The sequence below is a fragment of the Promicromonospora sp. MEB111 genome (assembly GCF_030209445.1).
Taxonomy (GTDB): domain Bacteria; phylum Actinomycetota; class Actinomycetes; order Actinomycetales; family Cellulomonadaceae; genus Promicromonospora.
Genome location: NZ_JARVSD010000007.1, coordinates 421,855 through 440,797, shown reverse-complemented (window position 1 = coordinate 440,797; position 18,943 = coordinate 421,855). Strand labels below are relative to the sequence as shown.

The following is an 18,943-nucleotide window of genomic DNA, read 5'->3' as shown; positions in this document are numbered from 1 at the left end:
GGCGTCGATCCCACCGGCGAGAACTATGCGAGGTAACCGTGACTGAATCCGTGACCGGCGAGAACACCGTGGGCACGGTCGGCACCGCGCGCGTGAAGCGCGGCATGGCCGAGATGCTCAAGGGCGGCGTCATCATGGACGTCGTCACGCCCGACCAGGCGAAGATCGCCGAGGACGCGGGCGCGGTGGCCGTCATGGCGCTCGAGCGGGTGCCCGCGGACATCCGTGCGCAGGGCGGCGTGTCGCGCATGAGCGACCCCGACATGATCGACGGCATCATCGAGGCCGTCTCGATCCCCGTGATGGCGAAGGCGCGCATCGGGCACTTCGTCGAGGCGCAGGTGCTGCAGTCGCTCGGCGTCGACTACATCGACGAGTCCGAGGTGCTGACGCCGGCGGACTACACGAACCACATCGAGAAGTGGAACTTCACCGTGCCGTTCGTGTGCGGTGCGACCAACCTGGGCGAGGCGCTGCGCCGCATCACCGAGGGTGCCGCGATGATCCGGTCGAAGGGCGAGGCCGGCACCGGCGACGTCTCGAACGCGACCACGCACATGCGCCAGATCCGGCAGCAGATCCGCCACCTCACGTCGCTGCCCGAGGACGAGCTGTACGTGGCCGCCAAGGAGCTGCAGGCGCCGTACGAGCTGGTCAAGGAGATCGCGACCACCGGCAAGCTGCCCGTCGTGCTATTCACCGCGGGCGGTATCGCCACCCCGGCGGACGCCGCGATGATGATGCAGCTCGGTGCCGAGGGCGTCTTCGTCGGCTCGGGCATCTTCAAGTCGGGCAACCCGGCGCAGCGCGCCGAGGCCATCGTCAAGGCGACCACGTTCTTCGACGACGCCGACGTGATCGCCAAGGTCTCCCGCGGTCTGGGCGAGGCCATGGTCGGCATCAACGTGGACGAGATCCCGGAGCCGCACCGGCTGGCCGAGCGCGGCTGGTGAGCTGAACCGTCGTCGGAGGGGCTCCGCGGACTTCGTGTCCGCGGGGCCCCTCCGCTCTTCCTCCAGGACGCCGCCGTCCGCGGGGCCGCCTCGCAAACCCGTTGACGCCTCGTCAGGCCGTTCGGTTGACTCCGCGCATGCTGATCGCCCAGGTCCAGGACCTCGTGAGAACCCACTACGTCTTTCCCGACGTGGCACGGAGCGTCGCAGACGCGCTCGACGAGCTCACCGTCGATGCGGTCGACGAGCCGACGTTCGCCGAGGCTGCCACGACCGTGCTGCAGTCGGTCAACGGCGACCGGCACCTGCGGGTCCGGCACTACCCGGAGGGCGTGCCTCCCGAGCAGGACGAGGAGGAGGTGCGCGCCTACTTCGCCGCGCTGGCCCGGGAGCACGGCCCCGCCATCAGCGAGGTGCGCCGCCTCGACGGCAACGTGGGCCTGCTGACGATCGGCCCGCTGATCCTGCCGCCGGAGTACGTCCGCCCGGGCGCGTCGGCGGCGTTCACGCTGCTGCAGGGCGTGGGCCGTCTCGTGGTCGACCTGCGCGGGTGCGTGGGCGGCGTGCCCGAGTCCGTCGCCCTGCTGGTGAGCCACCTGCTCGGCGACGAGCCGGTGCACCTCCTGGACCTCGTCCACCGTGACGGCGCCGTCGAACCGTCGTTCACCACGCCGGACGTAGCCCCGAGGCTGCCCGACGTCCCGGTGGTCGTCCTCACCAGCAGCCGCACGTTCAGCGGCGGTGAGGAGCTCGCCTACGACCTGCAGGCCCTCGGCCGTGCGGTCGTCGTCGGGGAGACGACGGTGGGCGGGGCCCATCCCCGGGAGGCGTTCGACCTCACCCCCAACCTGCAGCTCCACGTGCCGATCGCGCGGTCGGTGCACGCCGTCACCGGCACCAACTGGGAGGGCGTCGGGGTCGTTCCCGACCACTCCTGTCCCGCCGAGCAGGCGGTCGACGTCGCACTCGCGCTGTGATCGCGCCGGGGAGCCATGGCTCCCCGGCGCGTTGCTGTGGCTACGCCCCTACCAGGGCGACGGCTCGTAGTCCTTGAGGAAGCAGCCGTACAGGTCGGTCCCGGCCTCGCCCTGGACGATCGGGTCGTAGACGCGGGCGGCGCCGTCCACCAGGTCGAGGGGCGCGTGCCAGCCCTCGGCCGCGATCCGCAGCTTCTCCTGGTGCGGGCGCTCGTCCGTGATCCACCCGGTGTCCACCGCGGTCATCAGGACGCGGTCCTTCTCGAACATCTCCCCGGCCGAGGTCCGGGTCAACATGTTCAGGGCGGCCTTGGCCATGTTGGTGTGCGGGTGCCCCGCGCCCTTGTACCGGCGGGAGAACTGCCCCTCCATCGCCGAGACGTTGACGACGTACCCGCGTCGCGACGTGGCCGTCGCGGCCCGCATCGCGGGCCGCAGCCGTGAGATGAGCAGGAACGGCGCGATCGCGTTGCAGAGCTGGACCTCCAGGAGCTCCAGCGGGTCGACCTCGTCCACGACCTGGGTCCACGAGTTGTTCTTCTGCACGTCGGGGAGCAGCCCGCCGGCGTCGACCGCCGTGCCGGCCAGGTGGGCGTCCAGGGAGGCCGAGCCCGCCCGGAGCGCCAGCGCCGTCAGGGACGCCGCGGTGTGCGTCGCGACGGCGTCGCGCTCCGACTCGCCCTCGTGGTGGGCGACCGACAGGGCGGCCAGCGCCCCCGCGATCGCCGCGGGGTGCGCCTCCGAGACGCGGTCGAACGTGACCATCTCCGGCGGCTGGAGCCCGTGGGGAAGCGGGGCGACCGGCGCCGACTCGCCCGTGACGAGCTGCGAGTAGGCCCCCGGGGACCGGCGGACCGTCTGGCAGGCGTTGTTGACCAGGATGTCGAGCGGTCCCGCCGCGGCGACGTCGTCGGCCAGGGCGATCACCTGGGTGGGGTCACGCAGGTCGATCCCGACGACCTTGAGCCGGTGCAGCCAGTCGGCGGCGTCGGGCATCGCCGAGAAGCGGCGCACCGCGTCCTTCGGGAAGCGGGTGGTGATGGTGAGGTGGGCGCCGTCGCGCAGCAGGCGCAGCGCGATGTACATGCCGATCTTCGCCCGGCCCCCGGTGAGCAGGGCGCGGCGGCCGGTCAGGTCCGTGCGCTGGTCGCGCCGCGCGTGGCTCTTCGCGGCACAGTCCGGGCACAGCCAGTGGTAGAAGGAGTCGACCAGCACGTAGTCCGTCTTGCAGATGTAGCAGCCGCGGGCGGTGCGCAGCTCCCCGGCGAACGCCCCCGGCACGGAGGAGACCAGCGGGATGCCCGCGGTCTCGTCGTCGATCCGCGCCGCCGAACCGGTCGCCGTCCGCTCGATGATGCTCCGGTCGTGCGCCTGGATCTCCTCGCGGACCGCGGCCTTGCGGGACTTCTTGAGCAGCTTCCACATGTAACCGGTCGCCCGTTTGACAGTCTGGACGTCGGGATGGTCGGGCTCGAGGTCATGGAGCTGGCCCAGCACCCGCAGGGTGGTGGCGAGCTCGTCCGGGTCGATCCCCGCTTTCGTTGGCACCGCCGAAGGATAACTGTCGCCCTGTGCGGCACGACCACCCGTTGCTATGGTGCACCGGACGTTTGGGACAAATAGGTACCCCCGATGTGACGAAGATCTACGAGCTCGCACCTGCCGCGATGCTGCGCTGCCCTCCGAGAGGAACTCGCCATGAACCTGAGCCGTAAAGAGATGCTGAGACTGATCGGGACGGGCGCCGGGGCGGTGGCGCTCGGGTCCGTGGCGACGAGCCCCGCGGCCGGCTCGGAACCAGGCGGCCCCCGTGACATCGTGCGCGACGTCGCCGTGATCGGTGGTGGCGCGGCCGGGACGTACGCGGCGATCCGGCTCCGGGAGCTGGGGCAGAGCGTCGTCGTGGTCGAACGCGACGGGCGGCTCGGCGGGCACACGCAGACGTACACCGATCCCGCCACGGGCAGCACCCTCGACATCGGCGTCGTCGTCTGGCACGACCAGCCGCTGGTGCGGCAGTGGTTCGAGCGCTTCGACATCCCGCTGCGGAAGGCGTCGTTCGGCGGCGGAGAGACCGTCTACGCCGACTACCGCACGGGCCGCGAGGTCCAGGGCTACGCGCCGCCGAACCCCGTCGCTGCGCTGGCCCTGTACGGCGAGCAGCTCGCCAGGTTCCCGTACCTGGAGCACGGCTTCGAGCTGCCCGACCCGGTGCCGGCGGACCTGCTCCTGCCGTTCGGCGACTTCGTGCGCCGGTACGGCCTCGACGAGGTGGTGCCGACGGTCGTCCAGTTCGGCCAGGGCCTCGGAGACCTGCTGCGCCAGCCGACCCTGTACGTGATGAAGAACTTCGGCTCGGACATCCTGCGCAACCTCCAGACCGGCTTCCTCAGCACCGAGCGCCGGAACAACAGCGAGCTCTACGAGAAGGCGCTCGCCGAGCTGGGCGACGACGTCCTGCTGCACAGCCGGGTCGTCTCCACCGAGCGTCACGGAGGGCGGTACGCCTCGGTCCGCGTCGACACGCCCGCCGGACGCCGGACCATCCGTGCTCGGAAGGTCCTGGTGACGATCCCGCCCCTGCTCGGCAACCTGGACGGGTTCGACCTCGACGGCCTGGAGCGCCAGCTCTTCGGCCAGTTCCGCCACAGCGCCTACTACACGGGGGTGCTGCGCGACTCCGGCATCCCCGACAACGTGTCGGTGCGCAACATCGGCCTGGACACCCCGTACAACGTGCCCCAGCTCCCGGGCGTCTACGTCATCTCACCGACCGGCCTTCCCGGTCTGCACAACGTCAAGTTCGGCAGCCCCGTCGCACTGTCGGACCAGGCGGTGCAGGCCGAGATCCGGGCGAGCGTCCGCCGCCTGCACGAGGCCGGCACCGTACCGACCACGCGCCCCGACTTCGCCACCTTCGCCAGCCACACCCCGTTCGAGCTGACGGTGCCGGCCGCCGCCGTCCGCGCGGGCTTCTACCGCCGGCTCGCCACGCTCCAGGGCCGCAACCGCACCTACTACTCGGGGGCGGCCTTCCACACGCACGACTCGTCCCTGATCTGGCAGTTCACCGAGACGTTGCTGCCGCGGGTCGCCGCCGCCTGATCGGATCGGTGGCGCCCGAGGACGATCCAGGGCCGGATCAGCCCACCGGGACGATCCCGGTCCGACCCTCCCAGCTGCCGTGCTCCGCGAGCGGCCGGAAGCGGAACGTCGCGAACTCGTGGTGGAAGTCACGGCGCCGCCGTTCGACCATGGCGTCCACGTGCCGTCGGTCCGCGGGGTCGGAGCGGCCGTGCACCATCGACTCCATCTCGCGCACGGTGCGCCACACGGAGAACGTGGAGATGGTGCGCGGCGGCCGGAAGGCGGCGAGGGCGAGCGTGGTGCCGGGGTGGTCGCGCACCTGACGTTCGACGGGCTTGCCCACCCGCAGGAACCGGGGCACCTCGGGCAGCCGCATCCGCGCGACGGTCACCGCGACCACGGGTTCGTCCTGGTCCCAGCCGCCGGTCCGGGCGGGCAGGCCGGGCAGGGCCGCCAGCCGGGACCAGCGGCGCAGGTACTCCATCCGCACGTGCCAGCCGGTCGCCAGGTGCCGGCCGAGCGCGTCGTCGGACAGGAAGCGGTCCAGGGCGTCCTCGTCGCGCCACTGCGCGAAGACCGCGATCCGCCGCAGCTGCAGCCGGTCCAGGGAGACGGTGGGCGCCCCCAGGCGCATGAGGGCGAGGCACTCGGCGTGGTCCAGCCCGGGCGTGGTGGTGCCCGACGGCGCTCGCAGCAGCGCGCGTGCCGTCACGGCGGCCGGCAGCTCGGCGAGGTGGAAGGTGTGCATCATCGGGCGCGCCCCGTCTTCTCGCGGTCCATCTTGTAGTGCAGGCGCATCATCCAGGTGCTCCACATCCGCAGCTCGTGGTCGGTGCGGAGCACACCGTACGGGTCGGTGTACAGGCGGAAGGTCTCGTGGAGCGGGACGCGCGCGGCGAAGTCCCGTCCGCCGTCGTGCACGACGACGTACGCGCCGTCCTGCCCGAAGCGTCCCGGGGGCGACTCCAGGACGAGCCCGCCCTCGGCGCTGACGGCGGGGCGCAGGAACACCTGGACGTTGCCGGACTCGAGCGGGAACGCGACGTGGACGCTCGGCTGCGTGCTGCCGGGGAGCCTGCGTGCCGAGTAGCAGCCGCTGAACACGTAGCGGCCCGACGGCCGGAGCGTCCGCAGCCACGCGGCGCCCACCTGCGCGCCGTCCCGGTCGCGGATCACGCGGACCCGGCTGTCCATCCCGTGCGCGACGTCGAGCGGCCGCATCGGGAGGGAGAGCTGCTCGATCCGGCGGGCGAACAGCCGCGCGATCAGCTCGCCGGCCGGCCAGAAGAGCGGTGACCATCCGCTCCACACGTCCATGTGCCAGGCGGCGGTGTGCTCGTAGAAGTCGCGGATCCGTGGATCCAGCCGGGAGGCGTCGAACCCGGGACCGTCGAGCACCGTCATCGCCGGGAGCAGGCCGGGTGCCGGACGGGATGCCGGGCCGGTCGAAGGATCGGTGGTCACGTCGTCGTCGACCGTGCCGCCGTGGTGCGCGGCCTCGGCGGCGAGCCAGCCGTCCCCGACGGTGGAGGAACGACTCACCGGGGCGCGCAACCAGGAGTGTTCGCCGGCGAGGTCGACGGGCCTTCCGACCAGCCGCCAGAACTTCCGGGACCCGAGGTCCAGCCGATGGTTCACGAGAACGCATTGTTGCAGGCGGTCCGTCGGTTACGGTCGGGGCGTGCTGCTGCCTGATCTGTCGACGCCGGGGGCGGACCTGCCCGTCCGGGCGGTCCTGCCCGCGACGGTCGACGCCGTGCGGTCGCGCGGAACCGCGGTGCTGGTCGCGCCGCCCGGATCGGGGAAGACCTCGCTGCTGCCGCTCGCGCTGGCCGACGCGCTCGGGGGCACGGTCGTCGTCGCCGAGCCGCGCAGGATGGCGACCCGCGCGGCGGCGGCCCGGCTGGCGACGCTCGTCGGCGAACCGCTCGGGCGGCGGATCGGCTACGCGATGCGCGGTGAGCGCAGCGGCGGCGACGGACTGCGGGTCGAGGTCGTGACGACGGGGCTCCTCGTGCGGCGTCTGCAGCGGGACCCGGAGCTGCCGGGGGTCGCCGCGATCGTGATCGACGAGTGCCACGAGCGGCACCTCGACGCCGACCTGCTGCTCGCGCTCTGCGTCGACGTCCGGGCCAACCTCCGGGAGGACCTGGCGATCGTCGCGACCTCGGCCACGGCGGACACGGTCCGGCTGAGCCGCGCGCTGGGCACGGACGACCCGGCGCCGGTGGTCACCGCGTCCGCCGCGCTGTTCGACGTGGCGGTCGAGTGGACCCCGCCGCCGGTCCCCGCGCCGCTGCTGCCCGGTGGACGGGTCGACCCGCGCCTGCTGGACCACGTCGCGGCCGTCGTCCGGCGCGCGCTGACCGAGAACGAGGGCGACGTGCTCGTGTTCGTCCCGGGGGAGGCCGAGATCAACGGCGTGACGCGCCGGCTGGCCGGCGAGAACGTGCTGCCGTTGTTCGGCCGCCAGTCCCGGGCCGAGCAGGACCGCGCGCTGGCGCCGTCCGCCACGCGCCGGATCGTGGTCACGACGTCGGTCGCGGAGAGCTCGCTGACCGTGCCCGGGGTCAGGGTCGTGGTCGACTCGGGTCTGGCCCGGGAGCCGCGGACCGACCAGTCCCGTGGCCTCGGTGCGCTGGTCACCTGCCGGGTCTCGCGGTCGTCGGCCGACCAGCGGGCGGGCCGCGCCGGGCGCGAGGCGCCCGGCCGGGTCTACCGGTGCTGGTCCGCCACCGACCACGCGCGGCTCGACGACCATCCGGCGCCGGAGATCGCGATCGCCGACCTGGCCTCCTTCGCCCTGGACCTCGCCGCGTGGGGCGCACCCGGCGGTGCCGGTCTGACCCTGCTCGACGCGCCGCCCGCGCCGGCGATGACCGCGGCCACCGAGCTGCTGCGCCGTGTCGACGCCGTGGACGACGACGGCCGGATCACCGATCGAGGCCGGCGGATGGCCGCGATCGGCGCGCACCCTCGCCTGGCTCGTGCGTTGCTCGACGGGACGCCGCGGGTCGGCGCCGACCGGGCACGCGAGGTCGTCGCGCTGCTCTCGGACGACTCCGGACGCGGCCTCGGCGACGACCTGCCGGCCCGTTGGCGAGCCCTGCGCCGTGGCGAGGACCGGGGAGCCACGGCCCGCTGGCGGGAGGAGACGAAGCGCCTCGGCCGGGGCACGGCGACCGGCGGCGGTGCGACGACCGGAGACCCGTCGGACGGTGCGGCCGGCCCGGCGACGCGCGGGGTACCGGACGATCTCGCGATGGGGATCGTGGTGGGGCTGGCGTACCCGGAGCGGATCGCGCGGGTCCGGGGGTCCGGCTCGGCGACCTACCAGATGTCAGGTGGTACGGGTGCCGCACTGGACCCGCAGTCGCCGCTGCGGTCCACGACCTGGCTGGCGATCGCGGTCGCCGACCGGGCGCCCGGTCGCGCCGACGCGAGGATCCGGTCCGCGGTGCCGATCGACGAGCAGACCGCGCGCGACGTCGCGGGCCACCTCGTCTCGACCACCGACCAGATCCGCTGGGACGACGGCCGGATCGTGACGCGACGCGTCGAGACGCTCGGCGCGATCGTGCTGGGCGACGTCCCGCTGGCGAAGCCCGACCCGCTGCTGGTCCAGGCGGCCGTCCGCGACGGCATCCGGCGCAGCGGCCTGTCCGTGCTGCGCTGGTCGGAGGCCGCGCTCGCCCTGCGCGAGCGGCTGGCGTTCTGCCACGCCCACCTCGGCGCCCCGTGGCCCGCGGTCGACGACGACGCGCTGCTGGCCGGTCTCGACGGATGGCTGGGCACCGAGCTCGCCGCGGTGCGCGGGTCGCGCGATCTCGACCGCATCGACGTCGCGTCGGCGCTCCGGCGACTGCTGCCCTGGCCCGCGGCGGCCCGGTTCGACGAGCTCGCACCGGAACGGCTCCGGGTCCCGTCGGGCTCGCAGGTCCGGCTCGCGTACGACGGCGTCGAGCCGCCGGTCCTCGCGGTGAAGCTGCAGGAGGTGTTCGGCTGGACCGCCACTCCGGCCGTCGCGGACGGCCGCGTCCCGGTCGTCCTGCACCTGCTGTCGCCCGCGGGACGCCCGGCTGCGATCACGAGCGACCTCGCCTCCTTCTGGAAGCAGGGCTACCCCCAGGTCCGGGCCGACCTCCGGGCCCGGTACCCACGGCATCCGTGGCCGGAGGACCCGCTGACCGCGGTGCCGACCGGGCGGGTGAAGCCGCGCCGGTGAGTACCTCCTCTGCGCCGCGCGGCGGCACCCGCGGGCAGCCTGCCGTGTCGGCGCCGGGCCGATGAGCGTGGCAGGGCGGACGCCGGGCGGGTCGCGGACGGTACGTTGTGGGCACCGGACCGTCCGCAGGGGACGTCCGGCCCCCCGAATCGCCAGCACTCAGACGCTCAGCACGAGGAGCACACCGCATGACGGGTCACCCGCCGGAGACCTCCGACCAGCACCGGCCTGCCGCGCCGTCAGCGCCTGGGCCGTCAGTAGTCGCGCCGACGGCCGTCGCGCCGTCGGCCGTCGGGCCCGGCACCACGTCCCTCGGGGACGACTGGGTGCCTGGGCCGGACGGCGTCCGCGAGCGCTCGGCGGCGCGCGTCCTGCTCATGGACGACACCGGCCGGGTGCTCGTCATGCGCGGGCACGATGTCAACCAGCCGGAACGGTCCTGGTGGTTCACGGTGGGCGGCGGCATCGACGCGGGGGAGACGCCGGTCCAGGCTGCACAGCGCGAGACCCGCGAGGAGGTGGGCATCGACCTCCCTGACGGAGCACTGGTGGGGCCCGTGCTCACGCGGACGGGCATCTTCGACTTCTTCGCCGAGACGTGCCGGCAGTACGAGGTCTTCTACTTCGCCCGCATCCCGGACGCCATCGAGGTCACCGCCGACGGCTGGACCGACGCCGAGCGCGAGCTGCTCGACGAGATGGCCTGGCTGACGGCGGCGGAGCTGCGGGCGCAGCCGCTGGAGGTGTTCCCGCCGGAGCTGCCGGAGGTCATCGACCACCTGGTGGCCGGCTGGGACGGCGAGGTCCGCCACCTGGGTGAGCAGCACGACGACTGAGCCCGCCGAGCCGCGGTGCGTCCGTTGCGTCACGCCGGAGCTCCCCGTAGAATTGAGGTAACACGACCGGTCCCTCTGATCGCCTAGCGATCACGGGCCGGTCTTCATGTGTCTCCGTCCTCGGCCATCACGCTTTCGCCTAGAGGATTTGCGGAAGCACTCCTATCCTCGAGAAGCCAGTGAGCGGGACCTTCGACGTCCCTGCGACTGCCCAAGCCTCAACCGGCCGCAATCTCGAGGAAGCGCCATGTCCCGGTACCTGAAGCCGCACCTGTCGATCCTGCAGCAGGAAGCCCTGCTGAGACGACGCGGCATGCGGCTCGACGACGCGTCGTGCGTGTTCGCGCTGGGCCAGATCGGCTATCACCGCCTCAGCGGCTACTGGTATCCCTACCGTGTCATCGACCAGGCCGCTTCGTCCCGCCACGGCCGCCCTGTGCGCACTGCCGACGTAGGCCCGGGCACGGACCTGAACCAGGTGCTGCGGGTGTACGAGTTCGATCGTCGGCTCAAGCTTCTGACGATGGACGCCATCGAGCGGATCGAGGTGGCGATCCGGGTGAAGGTGACCGATGTCCTGGGCCGTCGCGGACCGTTCGCACACCTCGATCCCGGGCACCTCGAGACGCGCTTCTCCACGTCCGGTCAGGGCCGGCCGTCGCGGCACGCGAGCTGGGTGGGCAAGCTTCGCGCACACCAGGCCCGGTCGTCCGAGGAGTACGTGGCGCACTACGGCCGGAAGTACGGAGGCGACCTGCCGATCTGGGCAGCTCTGGAGGTCCTGGACTTCGGCGCGCTCTCGGTGCTCTTCCAGGGGCTCAAGCGGCGCGACCGTGACGAGATCGCCCGCCGGCTCGACGTCGTCGACCGGACGGGCGCCGGCGACGGGGCGGTCCTCGCCAACTGGCTCAGAACCTTGAACATCGCCCGGAACACGTGCGCGCACCACGCGCGGCTCTGGAACCGGCACTTCACGGACACCGTGCGTGTGTCGGCGCTGCAGGGGATCAAGGGGCTCAAGCATCTCGCCGGGCTTGAGCACCGCGATCGTGCCCGGTTCTACCCGGCGCTGATGGTGCTGTGCTTCCTGATGGAGAAGGTCTCGATGGACGGCGACTGGAAGGCCGAGCTGGTGCGCCTGCTCTCCGACTTCCCTGCGGACGGGGTGGTCAGTCTCGCCGACATGGGATTCCCGGCCGAGTGGGCTGATCTGATGTCGTAGAGCAGCGGGCCAACAGGTCATGGGCCGCTCGTCTGCCGCTGTTCCCCTGCGGGGGCACAGCCGGTGACGTCCCAGGTCTGTCGGCCGCCGCCGTAGAATGAACGGTTGTGAGCAACCCGACCATCGGCGTCCTGGCCCTGCAGGGTGACGTCCGCGAGCACCTGGCCGCCCTCGAGTCCGCGGGGGCGCACGGCGTGACCGTGCGTCGGCCGGGGGAGCTGGCGGCGGTCGACGGGCTCGTGCTGCCCGGCGGCGAGTCGACGACGATCGACAAGCTGCTGCGCATCTTCGAGCTCCGCGACCTGCTGCAGGCCCGCATCAAGGAGGGTCTGCCGGTGTACGGCTCGTGCGCGGGGATGATCCTGCTCGCCGACCGGATCCTGGACGGGACCGCCGACCAGCAGACCGTCGGCGGCATGGACGTCGTCGTCCGGCGCAACGCGTTCGGGCGGCAGGTCGACTCGTTCGAGACCGACCTCGACTTCGCGGGGATCTCCGACGTCGGCGACGGCGGCCCGGTGCGTACCGCGTTCATCCGCGCCCCCTGGATCGAGGAGGCCGGGCCCGAGGTCGAGGTGCTGTCCCGCATCCCGGCTGTGGATACGCAAGGCCGTCCTGTGGCGGCCGCCGGTAGGATTGTCGCAGCACGGCAGGGGTCGCTGCTCGCCACCGCCTTCCACCCCGAGATCACGGGGGACGCGCGCGTGCACGGGCTGTTCGTCAGCATGGTCGCGGGCGGCTGAGCGGGTTCCCCTCGCCGTTCGTCAGCCATTGATAAGAGCCATCGAAATGCAAGGAGTCAGGTAGAGGCATGTCAGGTCACTCCAAGTGGGCCACGACCAAGCACAAGAAGGCCGCGATCGACGCCAAGCGCGGCAAGCTCTTCGCGAAGCTGATCAAGAACATCGAGGTCGCGGCGCGGACGGGCGGCGGCGACCTCGCCGGTAACCCGACGCTGTTCGACGCGGTCCAGAAGGCGAAGAAGTCGTCGGTCCCGAACGACAACATCGACCGTGCGCTGAAGCGCGGTTCCGGCGAGGGCGCCGACGCCGTCGACTACCAGACGATCATGTACGAGGGCTACGGCACCAACGGCATCGCCGTCCTGGTCGAGTGCCTCACCGACAACAAGAACCGCGCGGCCTCCGAGGTCCGTCTGGCGTTCTCCCGCAACGGCGGCAACCTCGCCGACCCGGGATCGGTGTCGTACCTGTTCTCCCGCAAGGGCCTGATCGTGGTGCCGAAGGCCGACGGCGTGGGCGAGGACGAGGTCATGCTCGCCGCGCTCGACGCCGGCGCCGAGGACGTCACCGACCAGGGCGAGGTCATCGAGGTCCTCACCGAGGCGACCGACCTGGTGCCCGTGCGCACGGCCATCCAGGAGGCTGGCATCGAGTACGACTCGGCCGACGTGATCTTCCACCCCTCCATGCAGGTCGAGGTGGACGTCGAGGGCGCCCGCAAGATCATGCGCCTCATCGACGCGCTCGAGGACAGCGACGACGTGCAGAACGTCTACGCCAACTTCGACGCGAGCGACGAGGTCATGGCGGCGCTCGACGAGGAGGAGTAGCACTCACCCCCCCGGCCGTGTCCGCGCAGGGAAGGAACCCGCACGTGAGAGGGTTTCTCCGTGCGCGTTCTCGGTGTTGATCCCGGTCTGACCAGGTGCGGCGTCGGCGTCGTCGACTCCCTGCCCGGGCGGCGGGCCCGGATGGTGGCCGTCGGCGTGATCCGCTCGGACGTGGACCTGTCCACGGACCTGCGCCTGCTGCGGATCGCGGAGGGCCTGGAGCGCTGGCTCGACGAGCACGTCCCGGACGTGGTGGCGGTCGAGCGCGTCTTCGCGCAGCACAACGTCGGCACGGTGATGGGGACCGCCCAGGCGGCGGGCCTGGCCATGGTGGCCGCGGCCCGCCGCGGCGTGCCCGTCGCGCTGCACACCCCGTCGGAGGTCAAGGCAGCCGTGACCGGTTCGGGGCGCGCCGACAAGGCGCAGGTGACGACGATGATCACCCGGATCCTCGACCTCGACGAGGCGCCGCGGCCCGCCGACGCCGCCGACGCGCTCGCGCTCGCCGTCTGCCACCTGTGGCGCCCCGCCGGGGCCCTGCAGGGCGGCGACCGGCACGAGCTCACGCCCGCGCAGCGCGCCTGGGCCGCGGCCGAGCAGGCCGCCAAGCAGCGCCCCCGCCGCTGACGGCGTGCCTCCCCGGAGACCTCCCTCCGCTTGTTAGGCTCCTCGCACTGACGTTCGATACTGGTTCGGCGAGCCGGACCAGCAGGCAAGGAGGGGGAGCCCGTGATCGCCTCGCTGACGGGGACCGTGGCCCACGTGGGTCTGGACCGCGCGGTGGTCGACGTCGGCGGCGTCGGCTACCTGGTGCACGCCACCCCCGCCACCCTGGCCGGGCTGCGCGTCGGCGAGACCGCCGGTGTCGCCACGACCATGGTGGTCCGCGAGGACTCGATGACGCTCTACGGGTTCGGCGACCCGGACGAGCGGGACGTGTTCGAGGTGGTGCAGACCGTCTCCGGCGTCGGGCCGCGCCTGGCGCTCGCGATGCTCGCGGTGCACACCCCGGACGCCCTGCGCCGCGCCGTCGCCGGCGAGGACCTCGCCGCGCTGACCCGCGTGCCGGGCATCGGACGCAAGGGCGCCCAGCGCATCGTCCTGGAGCTCGGCGACCGGCTGGGGCCGCCGTCCGGCCTCGCGCCGGCCGAGGCCGCGCCCAGCGCCGCCGCGGGCGCCACCGACCACTCCGAGCGGGTCGTGGAGGCCCTCGCGGGCCTGGGCTGGCCCGCCAAGCAGGCCGACGACGCCGTGGCGAAGGTGCTCGCCGAGGCGGGCGCCGACTCCGTGGCGGCCGACGAGGTCGCCTCGACGCTGCGCGCGGCCCTGCGCGTGCTGGGAGGCCACCGTGGCTGAGGTCTCGACCGAGACGGAGGGCGGCGGCCGGATCGTCGCCCCGAGCGCCGACGAGATCGAGCGCGCCGCCGAGGCCGCGCTGCGCCCCAAGCGGCTCGACGACTTCGTGGGCCAGCGCGTCGTGCGCGACCAGCTCTCCCTGGTGCTGCAGGCCGCGATCGCGCGCGGCAACCCGCCCGACCACGTGCTCCTGTCCGGCCCGCCCGGGCTCGGCAAGACCACGCTGGCCATGATCATCGCCGGCGAGCTCGAGTCGCACCTGCGCCTGACCAGCGGACCCGCCATCCAGCACGCGGGCGACCTCGCCGCCGTCCTGTCCTCCCTGGAGGAGGGCGACGTGCTGTTCATCGACGAGATCCACCGCCTGGCCCGCCCCGCCGAGGAGCTGCTCTACGTCGCCATGGAAGACTTCCGGGTCGACGTCGTGGTCGGCAAGGGTGCCGGTGCGTCCGCGATCCCGCTCGCGCTGCCCCGGTTCACCGTGGTCGGCGCCACCACCCGCTCCGGCCTGCTGCCCGCCCCGCTGCGCGACCGCTTCGGGTTCACCGGGCACATGGACTACTACACGCCGCAGGAGCTGGAGCGGGTCATCCTGCGCTCCGCCGGACTGCTCGGCGTGCACCTCGACCACGCCGCCGCGCACGAGATCGCCGGCCGCTCCCGCGGCACCCCCCGCATCGCGAACCGGCTGCTGCGCCGCGTCCGCGACTGGGCGCAGGTGCGCGGCGACGGCCGCCTCGACCTGAACGCCGCGCGGGCGGCCCTGGAGGTCTACGAGGTCGACCTCATCGGCCTCGACCGCCTCGACCGCGCGGTGCTCACCGCCCTGTGCACCCGGTTCGGCGGCGGGCCCGTCGGCCTGTCCACGCTCGCCATGACCGTGGGGGAGGAGGCCGAGACCGTCGAGACCGTCGCCGAGCCCTACCTCGTCCGCGAGGGGCTGGTCGGGCGCACCCCGCGCGGCCGTGTCGCGACCCTCGCGGCCTGGGAGCACCTGGGCCTCACGCCGCCCGCGCAGGCGGCCGGCGCCACGACCGGCACCACCGGCCCGGGAACTTTGCTCGACCCCTGACGTTGTCGTTGTGGCGCCCCCACCGCGGGCAGCCCGGGGATCCACGCCCGAGCACTACACTGGTTGGGATCCTCGTCGTGCGCCACGAACGTGCGCAGCACATCCGACACAGCAATCGAACAGGGACCTCACCGTGGAAATGCTCATTCTCGTCGCGATCCTCCTCGTGGCGATGTTCTTCATGTCCTCCCGCACCCGCAAGCAGCAGCGCGCGGCGGCGGAGTTCCGGAACAACCTCACGGTCGGGGCCAAGGTCATGACCGCCTCCGGGATGATCGGGACCGTCGTCGAGGTGGACGACGCGAACGACCAGGTGACCATCGAGTCCGTCCCCGGCAGCCAGACCACCTGGCTCCGCGCCGCCATCTCCAAGCAGGTCGAGGAGCCCGTCGCCGACGACGCGGACACCGACAACACGGCAGATGAGGTCGACGTCACAGCAAAGAGCGAAACGGGAAGTACGATCAGCCCCGACGCGACCGACGTCCCCGACGATCTGTCTGGCCTCGACACCGCCCAGCGCGAGTACCGGGAGCAGCAGCGACGGGACGCCGACGCAGACGGCAAGTGACGGCCGCGCCGTCCGGTGACCCCGGACGGCGCCGAACCCGCGCCGGACGTACCCCGGCGCGCACACGAGAAGAGACAGACGTTGGCGACTGACACCCGGCGCTCGCGGCCGGTTCGCACGATCGTGCTCCTGACGATCCTGACGATCCTGCTGCCCTTCGGCGCCCTCTTGGCAGGTTGGCAGCTCGACGGAAAGTCGAGCGACAATCCGGACGGCGCGAGCCTGGCACCCGGTCTGGCCCTCGACCTCCAGGGCGGCACCCAGGTCATCCTGAAGGCGGTGACCTCCGACGGCTCCGAGATCACCCCCGAGGCGATGGAAGAGGCCATCGGCGTGATCCGGCAGCGGGTGGACGCCAACGGCGTGACCGAGGCGGAGATCGCTGCCCAGGGGTCGAACCAGATCGTGGTCGAGATCCCGGGAGAGGTGGACGACGAGACCGTCGCGCTGATCTCGAAGGCCGCGCAGATGAAGTTCCGCCCGGTCCTGGCCATCGGCAACCCGGTCCCGACGACGCAGCCCTCGGCGAGCCCGTCGGCGTCCGCGGACGGCACGGGCGACGACGCCCAGGCCGACGGCGGCGACGCGGCCGCGGCGGCCGAGCCGACCAAGGAGGACCTCGCCGAGCAGGACAAGGCGATCAAGGCGGCGACCGACCCCTCGGACCTGGCGCAGATCACGCCGTCGGTCCAGGCCGCGTACGACGCGCTGGACTGCACCGACCCCAAGAACCTCGAGGGCGGCGGCGGGGACAACCCGGACCGCCTGCTCGTCACGTGCGACCAGACCGGCGCGGCCAAGTACATCCTGGGCCCCGTCGAGGTGGACGGCACCAACCTGACCAGCGCGTCGTCGGGCCTCATGCCGGGCGCGAACGGGACGGTCACCAACGAGTGGGGCGTCAACCTCGACTTCAACACCGAGGGCACCAAGGAGTTCCGTGAGACCACGGAGCGCCTGGTGAACCTGGAGCAGCCGCGCAACCAGTTCGCCATCGTGCTGGACGGCCTGGTCGTGTCGGCGCCGAGCACGAACGTCGCGATCACCAACGGTCAGGCGCAGATCTCGGGCTCCTTCACGCAGGAGTCGGCCGCCACGCTGGCCAACCAGCTCAGCTTCGGCTCGCTGCCGCTGACCTTCCAGGTCGACGGGCAGAACACGATCTCCGCCACGCTCGGTTCCGAGCAGCTCCAGCGCGGCCTGATCGCCGGTCTGATCGGCCTCGCGCTCGTCGTCGTGTACTCGCTGTTCCAGTACCGCGCGCTGGGCCTGCTGACGGTCGCCTCGCTGGTGGTCGCGGCCGCCATGACCTACGTGGTGATCGCGCTCCTGAGCTGGGGCATCGGCTACCGCCTGTCCCTGCCGGGTGTCGCAGGTCTGATCGTGGCCATCGGCTTCACCGCGGACTCGTTCATCGTGTACTTCGAACGTATCCGTGACGAGCTGCGCGACGGCAGGTCGCTGCGACTCGCGGTCCAGCGCGGCTGGGTCCGTGCGCGCCGCACGATCTACGCCGCGAAGGCCGTGAACCTGCTGTCCGCGGTCATCCTGTACTTCATGACCGTCGGCGGCGTGCGCGGCTTCGCGTTCACCCTGGGTCTGACCACGATCATCGACGTCATGGTGGTCATCTGGTTCACGCACCCGATGATGGAGCTGCTCGCCAAGGTGCCGTTCTTCCGCGACGGCCACAAGTGGTCGGGGCTCTCGGCCGACCGGATCGAGGTGACGCCGCGGTACCGGGGCGCCGGCCAGCTCTCCGGCGCGCGGCCGGACGCGACGACCGACGCACCCGACCTCGGCACCGCCGAGCCCGACCGGGAGCTGGTCACGGCGCAGTCCGTGACCCCGGCGCCGCGCACCGCCGAGGACGGCCGCAGGATGACGATCGCGGAGCGGCGTGCCGCCGAGCGCAAGGCTGCCGCAGGGTCCGCAGAGACGACCCAGCCGGCTCAGAACGAGGAGAACAGCTGATGGCGCGGGGTGGCTTTGCTCAGTGGGGTAACGACCTCTACACCGGTCGTAGGTCGTACCCGATCGTCCAGCGGCGGCGGCTCTGGTACTCGATCGTCGCGCTCTTCTCGGCGGCGTCGATCCTCGTGCTCGTCTTCCAGGGCCTGAACCTCGGTATCGACTTCCGCGGCGGCTCCGAGTTCACCGTCTCGGGTGTCTCCACCACGGACGAGGACGTCGCGATCGACGCGGTCGCGACCGTCGCTCCCGGCGAGGAGCCGCACGTCAGCCAGGTCGGCGCGAACGCCGTCCGCGTGCAGGTCTCGGAGCTCGACAGCGAGCAGACCGACCAGGTCGGCGAGGCGCTGGCCAGCGCCTACGGCGTGAGCGTCGACGAGGTCACGTCGAACTTCATCGGCCCGACCTGGGGCCAGTCCGTGAGCCTGCGGGCGCTGTGGGGCACCGTGGCGTTCGTGCTCGCGGCGGCGGTCTTCATGGCGGTCTACTTCCGCGCCTGGCGCATGTCGGTCGCGGCCATCGTGGCCATGCTCACCGACGTGCTGGTCTCGGCCGGCGTGTACGCGGTGATCGGCTGGGAGGTCACGCCGTCCACGATCATCGGCTTCCTGACCATCCTGGGCTTCTCGCTGTACGACAAGATGGTCGTCTTCGACAAGGTGCGCGAGAACACCGCCTCGGTGACCGAGCAGACCCGCAGCACCTACGCCGAGCGGGCCAACCTCGCGGTGAACCAGACCCTGGTCCGGTCCATCAACACCTCCGTGGTGGCGCTGCTGCCCGTCGCGGGCATCCTCTTCGTGGGTGGCTTCCTGCTGGGCGCCGGCACGCTGAAGGACATCTCCCTGTCGCTGTTCGTCGGTATCGCGGCGGGTGCGCTGTCGTCGCTCTTCTTCGCGACGCCGCTGGACGTGACGCTGCGTGAGCGCGAGCCCAAGATCGCGGCCCACACCAAGAAGGTCATGGACCTGCGCGCGGGTCTCGTGGCCGAGGGCGCGGACGAGGGCATGCTGGCCGCTGCCGCGTCCGGTTCGGCCCAGCTCGTCCCCGGTCACCACCAGGGACAGGCGGCTCAGCCCAGGCGTCGCCGGTAGGCTCCG

General features: G+C 72.3%; 17 protein-coding genes. 14 read left to right on the top strand and 3 right to left on the bottom strand.

Annotated elements, in window-relative coordinates; all coding sequences use genetic code 11:
* Window positions 1–50 precede the first annotated feature (50 nt).
* Window positions 51–953: a pyridoxal 5'-phosphate synthase lyase subunit PdxS gene (gene pdxS, locus QRN56_RS08785; RefSeq protein ID WP_199718178.1), complete on the top strand. Its 903-nt coding sequence runs from the start codon at window positions 51–53 to the stop codon at window positions 951–953.
* 101 nt (window positions 954–1,054) lie between these two features.
* A complete protein-coding gene (locus tag QRN56_RS08780) occupies window positions 1,055–1,930 on the top strand; it encodes a S41 family peptidase (RefSeq protein WP_350224561.1) in 876 nt (291 codons plus the stop codon).
* A gap of 48 nt (window positions 1,931–1,978) precedes the next feature.
* Here the strand turns inward: QRN56_RS08780 and QRN56_RS08775 are convergent, their stop codons facing one another.
* Window positions 1,979–3,478, bottom strand: a complete 1,500-nt coding sequence (locus QRN56_RS08775) for an SDR family NAD(P)-dependent oxidoreductase (RefSeq protein ID WP_285102449.1) — start codon at window positions 3,476–3,478, stop codon at window positions 1,979–1,981.
* A 150-nt stretch (window positions 3,479–3,628) separates the two neighbouring features.
* Between QRN56_RS08775 and QRN56_RS08770 the strand changes: the two genes are divergently transcribed.
* Window positions 3,629–5,035 carry an FAD-dependent oxidoreductase gene (locus QRN56_RS08770; protein WP_285102448.1) on the top strand — a complete coding sequence of 469 codons (1,407 nt, stop codon included), beginning with the start codon at window positions 3,629–3,631 and terminating at the stop codon, window positions 5,033–5,035.
* A 37-nt stretch (window positions 5,036–5,072) separates the two neighbouring features.
* Here QRN56_RS08770 and QRN56_RS08765 read toward each other — a convergent pair whose 3' ends face one another.
* Window positions 5,073–5,768, bottom strand: a complete 696-nt coding sequence (locus tag QRN56_RS08765) for a hypothetical protein (RefSeq protein WP_285102446.1) — start codon at window positions 5,766–5,768, stop codon at window positions 5,073–5,075.
* The gene (locus tag QRN56_RS08760) at window positions 5,765–6,655 is read right to left on the bottom strand and encodes a hypothetical protein (RefSeq protein ID WP_285102445.1); all 891 of its coding nucleotides are present in this window, start codon (window positions 6,653–6,655) and stop codon (window positions 5,765–5,767) included. The genes QRN56_RS08765 and QRN56_RS08760 overlap by 4 nt, the downstream gene beginning before the upstream one ends.
* Window positions 6,656–6,698: 43 nt before the next feature.
* Here QRN56_RS08760 and hrpB point away from each other — a divergent pair, with 43 nt between their 5' ends.
* The 11 genes from hrpB (at window position 6,699) to secF (ending at window position 18,937) form a co-directional block, all read left to right on the top strand.
* Entirely contained in the window at window positions 6,699–9,242 is a 2,544-nt protein-coding gene (gene hrpB, locus QRN56_RS08755; RefSeq protein ID WP_285102444.1) for an ATP-dependent helicase HrpB, read from the top strand.
* Between the two features lie 188 nt (window positions 9,243–9,430).
* Entirely contained in the window at window positions 9,431–10,078 is a 648-nt protein-coding gene (locus QRN56_RS08750; protein WP_285102442.1) for an NUDIX hydrolase, read from the top strand.
* 247 nt (window positions 10,079–10,325) lie between these two features.
* Window positions 10,326–11,300 carry an Abi family protein gene (locus tag QRN56_RS08745; protein ID WP_285102441.1) on the top strand — a complete coding sequence of 325 codons (975 nt, stop codon included), beginning with the start codon at window positions 10,326–10,328 and terminating at the stop codon, window positions 11,298–11,300.
* A 107-nt stretch (window positions 11,301–11,407) separates the two neighbouring features.
* The gene (gene pdxT / locus QRN56_RS08740) at window positions 11,408–12,043 is read left to right on the top strand and encodes a pyridoxal 5'-phosphate synthase glutaminase subunit PdxT (protein WP_285102440.1); all 636 of its coding nucleotides are present in this window, start codon (window positions 11,408–11,410) and stop codon (window positions 12,041–12,043) included.
* 68 nt (window positions 12,044–12,111) lie between these two features.
* Entirely contained in the window at window positions 12,112–12,873 is a 762-nt protein-coding gene (locus tag QRN56_RS08735) for a YebC/PmpR family DNA-binding transcriptional regulator (RefSeq protein ID WP_285102438.1), read from the top strand.
* Between the two features lie 60 nt (window positions 12,874–12,933).
* Window positions 12,934–13,500, top strand: coding sequence for a crossover junction endodeoxyribonuclease RuvC (ruvC, locus tag QRN56_RS08730; RefSeq protein ID WP_285102437.1), 567 nt, complete (start codon window positions 12,934–12,936; stop codon window positions 13,498–13,500).
* Between the two features lie 102 nt (window positions 13,501–13,602).
* Window positions 13,603–14,229, top strand: coding sequence for a Holliday junction branch migration protein RuvA (gene ruvA, locus QRN56_RS08725; protein WP_285102436.1), 627 nt, complete (start codon window positions 13,603–13,605; stop codon window positions 14,227–14,229).
* Window positions 14,222–15,301, top strand: a complete 1,080-nt coding sequence (ruvB, locus tag QRN56_RS08720) for a Holliday junction branch migration DNA helicase RuvB (protein ID WP_285102435.1) — start codon at window positions 14,222–14,224, stop codon at window positions 15,299–15,301. Before ruvA ends, ruvB begins: the two co-directional genes overlap by 8 nt.
* Before the next feature lie 139 nt (window positions 15,302–15,440).
* Window positions 15,441–15,872, top strand: coding sequence for a preprotein translocase subunit YajC (yajC, locus tag QRN56_RS08715; RefSeq protein WP_285102489.1), 432 nt, complete (start codon window positions 15,441–15,443; stop codon window positions 15,870–15,872).
* Window positions 15,873–15,953: 81 nt separating this feature from the next.
* Window positions 15,954–17,846, top strand: coding sequence for a protein translocase subunit SecD (gene secD / locus QRN56_RS08710; RefSeq protein WP_350224560.1), 1,893 nt, complete (start codon window positions 15,954–15,956; stop codon window positions 17,844–17,846).
* A complete protein-coding gene (gene secF / locus QRN56_RS08705; protein WP_285102434.1) occupies window positions 17,846–18,937 on the top strand; it encodes a protein translocase subunit SecF in 1,092 nt (363 codons plus the stop codon). The genes secD and secF overlap by 1 nt, the downstream gene beginning before the upstream one ends.
* The last annotated feature ends 6 nt before the right edge of the window (window positions 18,938–18,943 follow it).